The 10,448-nt window shown below is 73.8% G+C and carries 8 protein-coding genes; 7 read left to right on the forward strand and 1 reads right to left on the reverse strand.

What is annotated here, in order from left to right; all coding sequences use genetic code 11:
- Positions 1 to 8: 8 nt before the first annotated feature.
- Positions 9 to 1,586, forward strand: coding sequence for a PucR family transcriptional regulator (locus VR45_RS24840; protein ID WP_045942057.1), 1,578 nt, complete (start codon positions 9 to 11; stop codon positions 1,584 to 1,586).
- 87 nt (positions 1,587 to 1,673) lie between these two features.
- Here the strand turns inward: VR45_RS24840 and VR45_RS24845 are convergent, their stop codons facing one another.
- Positions 1,674 to 2,840, reverse strand: coding sequence for an alpha/beta hydrolase-fold protein (locus tag VR45_RS24845; protein WP_045942052.1), 1,167 nt, complete (start codon positions 2,838 to 2,840; stop codon positions 1,674 to 1,676).
- A gap of 328 nt (positions 2,841 to 3,168) precedes the next feature.
- On the opposite strand from VR45_RS24845, the gene VR45_RS24850 reads away from it, so the two are divergent.
- From VR45_RS24850 to VR45_RS24875, 6 genes are all read left to right on the forward strand, one after another.
- Positions 3,169 to 4,182 (forward strand): sugar ABC transporter substrate-binding protein, encoded by a 1,014-nt coding sequence (locus VR45_RS24850; RefSeq protein ID WP_045942053.1) that lies wholly within the window; start codon positions 3,169 to 3,171, stop codon positions 4,180 to 4,182.
- Positions 4,179 to 5,216, forward strand: a complete 1,038-nt coding sequence (locus VR45_RS24855) for an ABC transporter permease (protein WP_045942054.1) — start codon at positions 4,179 to 4,181, stop codon at positions 5,214 to 5,216. Before VR45_RS24850 ends, VR45_RS24855 begins: the two co-directional genes overlap by 4 nt.
- Positions 5,213 to 6,133 (forward strand): ATP-binding cassette domain-containing protein, encoded by a 921-nt coding sequence (locus VR45_RS24860; protein ID WP_078896802.1) that lies wholly within the window; start codon positions 5,213 to 5,215, stop codon positions 6,131 to 6,133. Before VR45_RS24855 ends, VR45_RS24860 begins: the two co-directional genes overlap by 4 nt.
- Positions 6,134 to 6,174: 41 nt before the next feature.
- Positions 6,175 to 7,236, forward strand: a complete 1,062-nt coding sequence (locus VR45_RS24865) for an ROK family glucokinase (RefSeq protein WP_234326120.1) — start codon at positions 6,175 to 6,177, stop codon at positions 7,234 to 7,236.
- Between the two features lie 175 nt (positions 7,237 to 7,411).
- Positions 7,412 to 9,205, forward strand: coding sequence for a gamma-glutamyltransferase (ggt, locus tag VR45_RS24870; RefSeq protein ID WP_045942056.1), 1,794 nt, complete (start codon positions 7,412 to 7,414; stop codon positions 9,203 to 9,205).
- A 227-nt stretch (positions 9,206 to 9,432) separates the two neighbouring features.
- Positions 9,433 to 10,236, forward strand: coding sequence for an exodeoxyribonuclease III (locus VR45_RS24875; RefSeq protein ID WP_043465100.1), 804 nt, complete (start codon positions 9,433 to 9,435; stop codon positions 10,234 to 10,236).
- Positions 10,237 to 10,448 lie beyond the last annotated feature (212 nt).

The raw sequence follows: 10,448 nt of genomic DNA on the forward strand, positions 1-10,448 counted from the left end.
TCCGTGACCTGCTCGCCCCCGGCGCCCCGCGCCTGCGTCTGCTCGCGGCCGAGGAGGAGCTGGACCGGCAGGTCAGCGGGGTGATGACGACCGACCTGCACGACCCGGGGCGCTATCTGCACGGCGGCGAGCTGGTCCTCACCGGCATGCTCTGGCGCACCGCCCCGGCCGACTCGGAGCGCTTCGTGCGCACCATCGTGGCCGGCGGCGCGGTCGCCCTGGCGGCCGGCGAGGCCGAGGTCGGCCCCGTCCCCGAGGACCTCGTCGAGGCCTGCCGCCGGCACCGGATGCCGCTGCTGGCCGTCCCCGACGACATCGCCTTCGGCACCGTCACCGAGTTCGTCGGCCGCCAGGTCTCCGCCGACCGGGCCGCCGACCTGGCGGCCCTGGTCGACCGGCACCGGCTGCTGGTCTCGGCGGCCGGCGGCGGCGGCCTGGACGCCGTCCTCGACCTGCTCGGCGGCGACCTCGACCTCGACTGCTGGGTGCTCACCCCGACCGGCGCGGTGATCGCCGGCCCCGTCGACCGGCTCCCGCCCGCCGACCGGGACCAGCTGATCCGCGCCCACCTCGCCGCCCAGCGCCAGCGCCGCCGCCCCCCGCACCGGGCCCGCCTCGCGGCCGGCGCCTACTCGCTGCTGCCCGCGCCGGCCGCGCCCGAGGCCGAGGCGCCGCTCGCCGACTGGGTGCTCGCGGTCGCGGGCGACGTCACCGAGTGGACCGCGAAGCGCCAGCAGCTCGCCGAGAACCTGGCCCGGCTGGTCGCCGCCGAACGCCAGCGCCGGGACGAGGGCCGCCGGCTGCGCCGCCGCCTCGCCGACGAGGTGCTCACCCTGCTCCAGCGCGACGCGGACCCGGCCGAGATCAGCCGCACCCTGTACGCGTCCTCGGCGATGGCCGCCCGCTACGAGAGCCGCGAGCCGAAGCCGCAGGCGGCGGAAGGCTCCTGGCTGGTGCTCAGCGCCGAGGGCACCGGCCTGCCCGAGGGCGCGGTGCGGGCGATCCTGGAGGAGGCGCTGGGCGGCACCAGCGACCGGGCGCTGGTCGCCGGGGCCGGGGCCGGCGCGGTGGTGGTGCTGCCCGCACTGGACAGCCCGGTGCCCGCCGACACCCTGCGCGAGCTGCTCGCCCCGCTGGAGGCCGGGCTCGGCTCGGAGGGCCGGATCACCCTCGGGGTCTCGGCCCCCGCCAAGGAGGCGGTCGGGCTGCGCGGCGCGCTGGAGGAGGCCCGGCACGCCCGCCGGATCGCCGCCGCCAGGGTCGGCCGGGTCTGCGTGGCCGGGCCGGAGGAGCTGGCCTCGCACGTACTGCTGCTCGCGGCCGTCCCGGACGAGGTGCGCCGGGCCTTCCGCAGCCGGCTGCTGGACACCGTGATCGCCTACGACATCGAGCACCAGGCGGACCTGGTCCGCACGCTGGAGGCGTTCCTCCGTTCGGACGGCTCGTGGACCAGGTGCGCCGCGCAGCTGCACGTCCACGTCAACACCCTGCGGTACCGGATCGGCCGCATCGAGGAATTGACCGGCCGTGACCTGTCCCGGCTGGAGGACCGGGTGGACTTCTACCTGGCCCTCGAACTCGCCTGAGGGTCCCTCCGCGCAGAGCGGTCCCTCCGCGCAGAGCGGCGGCCCCGGAGCNGCTCCGGGGCCGCCGCTCTGCGCGGGAGTGCTCCGCTACTGGGCCGGGATGATGCCGGTCAGCCACTCGAAGACGCCCGGCACCATGTCCTTCCACACATCGCTGGTGTGCGGTCCGGTGGTCTCGACCACCTGGACGGTGGTCGGCGCCTTGGCGGCGGCGGCGACGGCCTGGCCGTCCTCGTAGCCGTCGCCCTTGTTGCCGGAGACGTACAGCGAGACCTTCGGCGGCTGGGGCGCGGCCTTCACGATGGTCACCGGGTTGTTGGCCTCGCGCAGCTTCGCGTCCTTGCCGACCAGCGAGTCCGGCTCCTTCGCCGGGTCGTTGTAGCCGGAGAGGCTGATGCCCGCCCGGTAGCGGTTGGGGTGGGCCAGCGAGAGCTTGGTGGCGCAGTGGGCGCCGGCCGAGTAGCCCGCGATCGCCCAGCGGTCGGCGGAGGGGTCGGCCCGGAAGTTGTCCAGGACCATCTGCGGCACGTCCCGGGTGAGCCAGGTGTCCGCGTTGACCTTGCCCGGCACGTCGGTGCAGCCGGCGTCGGTGCGGTTGCCCAGCAGCAGGGTGCGCGGCGAGACCAGGATGAACGGGGCCACCTTGCCCTGCTGCATCAGGGGCTTGAGCTGCTCGGAGACCTTCAGCGTGCCGTACCAGGTGGAGGAGGAGCCGGGGAAGCCGGGGATCAGCTCGACCACCGGGAACTTCTTGTCCTTGTACGCGGGGTCGTTGTACTGCGGCGGCAGCCAGACCAGCACCTCGCCGTCGACGCCGGACAGCTGGCCCTTGAGGTCGGTCTTCTGGACGTCGTTCGGCACCTTCGGGTCGTCGACGCCGCGGAAGGCCTGCTGGACCTTGTTGGCCGGCGGGTGCGCCGCGTCGCCCGCCGGGGCGGATGCGCCCGGGGCCGGGGAGGCGCCCTGACCGGCCCCCGGGGCCGGGTCGGCCGGCGGCACGACCGGCACCGCGCGCACGTGCTTGCCGGTCCCGAGCAGGTCGTCCCAGTTGCCGTAGATCAGGTTGGCGTTGTTGACCATCACGAAGACCATGACCACCGCGGTGGCCTGACAGAAGACGATCATGGCGAGCCTGGACAGGACGCGTACGGGCTCGGGTCCCTTGACCCGGGCCCAGGCCCACATCGCCACGGCGATGGAGATCGGCACGAGAACGACCGTGCAGACGAAGAACGGCGTACCTGTCAGTTGCATGAATGTTTCTCGTATCCGGGTTCGAAGCCGCCCGGGCCCCACTCGCCCGGAACGCCACCTCAATGGCATCAGACGGCGCGTAACGGGGATCGGTTGCCGTCCGAATCTGTGCGGAACCTGAGAGGAACATCACGTTTCCGTGAAGCTCCCTTTTCGGGTCCGCCCCAGTCTGCCACCCTGGCAGGCTCTGCCCGGACGTCGCGTCCAGCGGACTCCCAGGAATCCCCCCGCAGGGCACGATACCGTCCGGACGGATCGCCCCGCCGGGCGAGGCGGTGCGAACGCCCGTCCGCCGGGAAGCGAGACTATGGGGATGAGCACAACCCGCATGAGTCCCGTCCGCCGGCTCCGGCCCGTCGCCGCGGCACTGGCCGTCCTGGCCCTGACGGTCGCCGTCGCCGGCTGCAGCAGCACCGGAGGCAGACGCGCCGAGGAGGCCCGCGCCAAGGCCTCCGCCGCCGCCGGCGGCGCCGTCACCACCCCGCGCTGGAAGGTCGCCATGGTGACCCACGCGGGGGCCGGCGACGCCTTCTGGGACACCGTGCGCAAGGGCGCCGAGCAGGCCGCCGCCAAGGACAACATCACCTTCCTGTACTCCAACGACGCGCAGACCCAGAACCAGGTCCAGCTCGTCCAGGCCGCCATCGACCAGAAGGTCGACGGCCTGCTGGTCACCCTCGCCAAGGGCGAGGCGATGGCCGACGTGCTCGGCAAGGCCAGGGCCGCCGGCATCCCGGTCATCACGATCAACTCCGGTCAGGAGTTCTCCGCCCGGTTCGGCGCGCTGACCCACATCGGCCAGGACGAGAGCACCGCCGGCCAGGCGGCCGGGACCGAGCTGGCCGCCCGCGGCCGCAAGAACGTCCTCTGCGTCATCCACGAGCAGGGCAACGTCGGCCAGGAGCAGCGCTGCGGCGGCGCCCGGGGCACCTCCGGCGGCGCCTTCCAGGTGCTGTACGTCGACGGCGTCAACATGCCCGACGCCCGCGCGGCGGTCTCCGCCAAGCTCCAGGCGGACCCGTCCATCGACACCGTGCTCACCCTCTCCGGCCCGATGGCCGCCACCGGACTCCAGGCGATCCAGGACACCCGCCGCCCGGTCGAGCTCGACACCTTCGACCTGGGCACGCAGGTGGTGTCCGGCCTCAAGGCGGGAACCGTCGGCTTCGCGGTCGACCAGCAGCCGTACCTCCAGGGCTACGAGGGCGTCGACCTGCTCTGGCTCTACCGCTCCAACCTGGACATGCTCGGCGGCGGCAAGCCGGTCGCCACCGGCCCGCAGATCCTCACCAAGGACGACGCGGACGCGCTCGCCGAGTACGTGGCGAGGGGGACCAGGTGAGCTCCCCGGACCTCCTCGTCCAGGGCCGCGAGCGCCCGGCCGCGCTGCGCCGCCTGGCCGGCCGGCCCGAACTCGGCGCGCTGATCGCCGCCGTCGCGGTCTTCCTGGTCTTCGCCGCCGTCGCCGAGCCCTTCCTGCGGGTCTCCTCGCTCGGCACCGTGCTGTACGCGGCCTCCACCATCGGGATCATGGCGGTACCCGTCTCGCTGCTGATGATCGGCGGCGAGTTCGACCTGTCCGCCGGCGTCCTGGTCACCACCGCCGCGCTGACCTCGTCGATGGTCTCCTACCAGCTCACCGCGGTGACCTGGGTGGGCGTGCTGGTCTCGCTGGCCGTCACGCTGGCGGTCGGCCTGTTCAACGGGTGGATGCTCTCCCGCACCAAACTGCCGAGCTTCATCGTCACCCTCGGCACCTTCCTGATGCTGACCGGCGCCAACCTCGGCGTCACCAAGCTGGTCTCGGGCACCGTCTCCACCAAGCCGATCTCCGACATGGAGGGCTTCGCCTCCTGCCGCTGGCTGTTCGCCTCCGAGGTGACCGTCGGCGGGCTGACGATCAAGGCGACCGTCTGGTGGTGGCTCGGCCTGCTGCTGGCCGGCAGCTGGGTGCTGCTGCGCACCCGCTTCGGCAACTGGGTCTTCGCGGTCGGCGGCGACGCGGCCGCGGCCCGGGCCGTCGGCGTCCCGGTCGCCCGGACGAAGACCGTGCTCTACCTGTTCGTCGGCTTCGGCGCCTGGGTGCTCGGCCAGCACCTGCTGTTCTCCTTCGACACCGTGCAGTCCGGCGAGGGCGTCGGCAACGAACTCATCTACATCGTCGCGGCCGTCATCGGCGGCTGCCTGATCACCGGCGGCTACGGCTCGGTGGTCGGCTCCGCGCTGGGCGCGCTGATCTTCGGCATGGCCAGCAAGGGCATCATCTACGCCCAGTGGAACCCCGACTGGTTCAAGTTCTTCCTCGGTGCGATGCTGCTGCTCGCCGCCCTGCTGAACACCTGGGTCAAGCGCCGCGCCGAACGGGGGCCCCGATGACCGAGCTGCTCTCCCTCACCGGGATCGGGAAGACCTACGGCACCGTGCGCGCCCTGGAGGACGTCTCGCTGACCCTGCGGTCCGGCGAGATCAGCTGCGTGCTCGGCGACAACGGCGCCGGCAAGTCCACCCTGATCAAGATCATCGCGGGGCTGCACCGGCACGACGAGGGCACCTTCACGGTGGCCGGCGAGGAGGTCCGCCTCGACTCCCCGCGCCAGGCCCTGGACCGGGGCATCGCCACCGTCTACCAGGACCTCGCCGTCGTCCCGCTGATGCCCGTCTGGCGGAACTTCTTCCTCGGCTCCGAGCAGGGGCACAAGCGCTGGGGCGGCCTGCGGATCGACGCCGACGGCATGCGCGCCACCACCCGCCGGGCACTCGCGGACATGGGCATCGACCTGCCCGACGTGGACCGCCCGATCGGCACCCTGTCCGGCGGCCAGCGCCAGTGCGTGGCCATCGCCCGCGCCGTGCACTTCGGCGCCAAGGTGCTCGTCCTGGACGAGCCGACCGCCGCGCTCGGCGTCAAGCAGTCCGGAGTGGTGCTCAAGTACGTCACCGCCGCCCGGGACGCCGGACTCGGCGTCGTCCTGATCACCCACAACCCGCACCACGCCTACCTGGTCGGCGACCACTTCACCCTGCTGAAGCGCGGCCGCATGGCGGGCAGCCACGCGCGGGCGGAGATCGGCCTGGAACAGCTCACCACCGAGATGGCGGGCGGCTCCGACCTGGCCGAGCTCTCGCACGAGCTGGCCCGGCCCGCGGCACCGCCCGCCCCCGGGGCCGGCGCCGCCGACCCTGCACACCCCGTCGACCCTGCACACCCCGTCGACCCTGCACACCCCGTCGACCCTGCACACCCCGTCGACCCTGCGCCCGCCGACCCTGCCGAGGAGCGTGACCAGCCGTGACCAGCCCCCACGGCGGCAACCGTCCGCCGGTCCTGCCCACCCTGCTCGGCCTCGGGCCGCGCGCCGAGCGCCGCCGCCGGGCCCTGCCGGTCGGCCTGCTCCGGCTGCCGACCATCGGCGTCGACATCGGCGGCACCAAGGTGGTCGCCGGGGTGGTCGACGGCGAGGGCAAGGTGCTGGAGAAGCTGCGCACCGACACGCCCGACAAGTCCAAGAGCGCCAAGGTGGTCGAGGACGTCATCGTCGAACTGGTGCTGGAACTCGCCGACCGGCACGACGTCCACGCGGTCGGCATCGGCGCGGCCGGCTGGGTCGACGCCGAGCGCTCCACCGTGCTCTTCGCCCCGCACCTCAACTGGCGCGGCGAACCGCTCCGGGAAGCACTCAGCTCCCGGCTGCGCTTCCCGGTGATCGTCGAGAACGACGCCAACGCCGCCGCCTGGGCCGAGTGGCGCTTCGGCGCCGGCCGGGGCGAGGAGCACATGGTGATGCTCACCCTGGGCACCGGCATCGGCGGCGCCGTCGTCCGCGACGGCTACGTGGACCGGGGCAAGTACGGGCTGGCCGGCGAGTTCGGGCACATGCAGGTGGTGCCCGGCGGCCACCGCTGCCCGTGCGGCAACCGGGGCTGCTGGGAGCAGTACTCCTCCGGCAACGCCCTGGTGCGGGACGCCCGCGAACTGGTCGCCGAGGAGTCCCCGGTGGTCCAGGCGCTGCTGGCCCGGGCCGGCGGCGCCGTCGAGGGCATCACCGGCCCGCTGGTCACCGAGGCCGCCCGGGCCGGCGACCCGACCGCGACCGAACTGCTCTACGACGTGGGCACCTGGCTCGGCGTCGGCATCGCCAACCTGGCGGCCGCCCTCGACCCGGGCCGCTTCGTCATCGGCGGCGGCGTCTCCGAGGCCGGCGACCTCCTCCTCGCCCCCGCCCGCGACACCTTCCGCCGCACCCTCACCGGCCGCGGCTTCCGCCCCGAGTCGACCATCGTCCACGCCGCCCTCGGCAACGAGGCCGGCCTGGTCGGCGCCGCCGACCTCGCCCGCCAGGTCGCCCGCCGCTTCCGCACCATCAAGCGCCGCCGGGTGGAACGCGCGGTCCCGTAGCGGGACACACCGGGGACCGGCGGCCGACGGATGGGGCCATCCGTCGGCCGCCGCTCGTTCCGGGCCCCGAGTCGTGTCAACTACCCGTTGGTAGGGGGGTGGCACTGTTGTCGGGGTCATGGCTCCTGTGAAACAACGGAGTTGACGTCAACTCAGGCACTCGGGAGGACTCCGGATGAGAGCGCTGGCACGAATCGCACCACCGTTGCTGCTCGCCACGGCCCTGGTCTGCACGGTCGCCGCCGGGCCGGCCGGGGCTGCGGCGCCGCCGGCGAAGGTGCCCGAAGCGGTCGGCCGGGGCGGTGCGGTCGCCAGTGTGGACGCCGACGCCACGGCGGCCGGGATCGAGGTGCTGCGCAAGGGCGGCAACGCCGTGGACGCGGCGGTCGCGGTGGCGGCGGCGCTCGGTGTCACCGAGCCGTACTCGGCCGGGATCGGCGGCGGCGGGTACTTCGTCTACTACGACCACGCCACCGGCCGGGTGCACACCATCGACGGCCGGGAGACTGCCTCCCGGACCGCCGACACCTCGCTCTTCCTGGAGGACGGCAAGCCGCTGCCCTTCGCCGACGCCGTCACCAGCGGCCTGTCCGTCGGGGTGCCCGGCTCCCCGGCCACCTGGGAGACCGCCGTCGGGCTCTGGGGCCGGCGCAGCTTCGCCGAGGCGCTCGAACCCGCCCGGCGGATCGCCGAGCGGGGCTTCACCGTCGACCAGACCTTCCAGGACCAGACCGCGCTCAACCAGGCCCGGTTCAAGGACTTCCCCGACACCGCCAAGCTCTTCCTGCCCGGCGGCGCGCTCCCGGCGGTCGGCTCCACCTTCCGCAACCCCGACCTCGCCGCCACCTACCGGCAGCTCGGCAAGGAGGGCACCGAGGCCCTGTACCGGGGCGGGATCGCCGCCGACATCGTCCGCACCGTCCAGCACCCGCCGGTCGATCCGGCCTCCGGCCGGGTCGCCCGCCCCGGCAAGGTCGACGCCACCGACCTCGCCGACTACCGGGTGCGCCGTCAGCAGCCCACCCATGTCGCCTACCGGGACTACGACCTCTACTCGATCGCCCCGTCCAGCTCCGGCGGCACCACCGTCGGCGAGGCGCTCGGCATCCTGGAGGACGGCGAGCTCGCCGACTACGACGCCACGCAGTACTACCACCACTTCCTGGAGGCCTCGCGGCTCTCCTTCGCGGACCGCAACCGCTGGGTGGGCGACCCGGCCTTCAACGACGTCCCGGTCAAGGAGCTGCTCTCCGCCCGGTACGCCGCCTCCCGGGCCTGCCTGATCAGCCCCGACCGCGCCCTGACCAGCCCGATCGCACCCGGCGACCCGCGCCACCCCGCCGCCTGCGCGAGCGCGGGGCCGGCGCCCGCCGCCGAGCCCTACGAGGGGCTGAGCACCAGCCACCTCACCGTGGCCGACCGCTGGGGCAACGTCGTCTCCTACACGCTGACCCTGGAGCAGACCGGCGGCAGCGGCATCACCGTCCCCGGCCGGGGCTTCCTGCTCAACAACGAGCTGACCGACTTCAACTTCACCCCGCTGGTGCCGGGCGTGCCCGACCCCAACCTGCCCGGCCCGGGCAAGCGGCCGCGCTCCTCGCTCTCGCCGACCATCGTGCTGCGCGACGGCGAGCCCGTGCTGGCGGCCGGTTCGCCCGGCGGCGCGACGATCATCACCACCACCCTCCAGGTGCTGCTCGGCCGCCTCGACCGGGGGCTGAGCCTGGAACAGGCGATCGCCGCGCCGCGCGCCAGCCAGCGCAACACGGCCGCCACCCAGGCCGAGCCCGGCTTCCTGGCGCTGCCCGAACGGGCGCGGCTGGAGGCGCTCGGCCATGTGTTCGCCAGTACGCCGGAGATCGGGGCGGCGACCGGTGTCGAGCGGCTGCCGGACGGCCGCTGGGTCGCCGCGGCCGAACCGGTGCGCCGCGGCGGCGGCTCGGCGGCGGTGGTCCGGCCCGAGCCGTAGCGCCGGGAGCGGTGCCGCCGGGCGGAGCGGTGTCGGCTGCCGTGCCGCTGGGCGTCGTGCGGCCGGACGTCGTGCGGCCGGACGTCGTGCCGCTGGGCCTCGTGCCGCCGGGCGTTGTGCGGCCGGACGGCCTTGTCGGTGCCGTTCGGTAGATTCGGGGTGGGCGTCGTCCGGGGGACCGGGGCGCCCACCCCGTCCGTACCGAACCACCGGGAAGGCCGCCCGCCGTGACCGTCCGCATCGCCACCTGGAACATCAACTCCGTCACCGCGCGGCTGCCCAAGCTCCTGGAATGGCTGGAGAGCGCCAAGCCGGACGTGCTCTGCCTCCAGGAGCTGAAGTGCGCCGCCGACGCCTTCCCGTACGAGCCCGTCCGCGAGCTCGGCTACGAGACGGCCGCGCACGGCAACGGCCGGTGGAACGGCGTGGCGATCCTCTCCCGGATCGGCCTCGACGACGTCGTCCGCGACCTGCCCGGGCAGCCCGGCTACCTCGCCGACGACGCCCTGCTGCCCGATGTCGAGCCGCGCGCGATCGCCGCCACCTGCGGCCCGGTCCGGGTCTGGTCGGTCTACGTGCCGAACGGGCGCGAGGTCGACCACGCCCACTACCGCTACAAGCTGGAGTGGCTGGAGGCGCTGCGGGTGGCCTCGCTGGACGACGCCGCCGGTGAGCGCCCGTTCGCCGTCCTCGGTGACTTCAACATCGCGCCGACCGACGAGGACGTCTTCGACCTCGCCGCCTTCGAGGGCCTGACCCATGTCACCCCCGCCGAGCGCGCCGCCCTCGCCGCCCTGGACGCGGCCGGCCTGCACGACGTGCTGCCCCGCCCGCTCAAGTACGACCGCCCCTACACCTACTGGGACTACCGCCAGCTGGCCTTCCCGAAGAACCGGGGCATGCGGATCGACCTCACCTACGCCAACAAGCCCTTCGTGGACGCCGTCACCGACAGCTATGTCGACCGCGAGGCGCGCAAGGGCAAGGGCACCTCGGACCACGCCCCGGTGGTTGTCGACCTGGACCTCTGAGGGCTCCTCGGGGGCCGGTCACCCACGGTGGCCGGCTCTCCCCCGAACGGGCCAGAGCGGTGGCCGGGCGCGGAGGGTGTGCCTACCGTCGGTGAGTGACCGGGTGTAGTTGTTCGATCACGTGGACTTCGGAGTCCCCGGCTGCGCCCGAGAGAACCCGGAGGTTCCGGTATGCGCCCCACGCGTACGGCCGCCGCCGCCCTGATCGGCGC

Origin of the sequence: Streptomyces sp. NRRL S-495 (assembly GCF_000966955.1) — a bacterium.
In the GTDB taxonomy this organism is placed as follows: Bacteria; Actinomycetota; Actinomycetes; order Streptomycetales; family Streptomycetaceae; genus Kitasatospora; species Kitasatospora purpeofusca.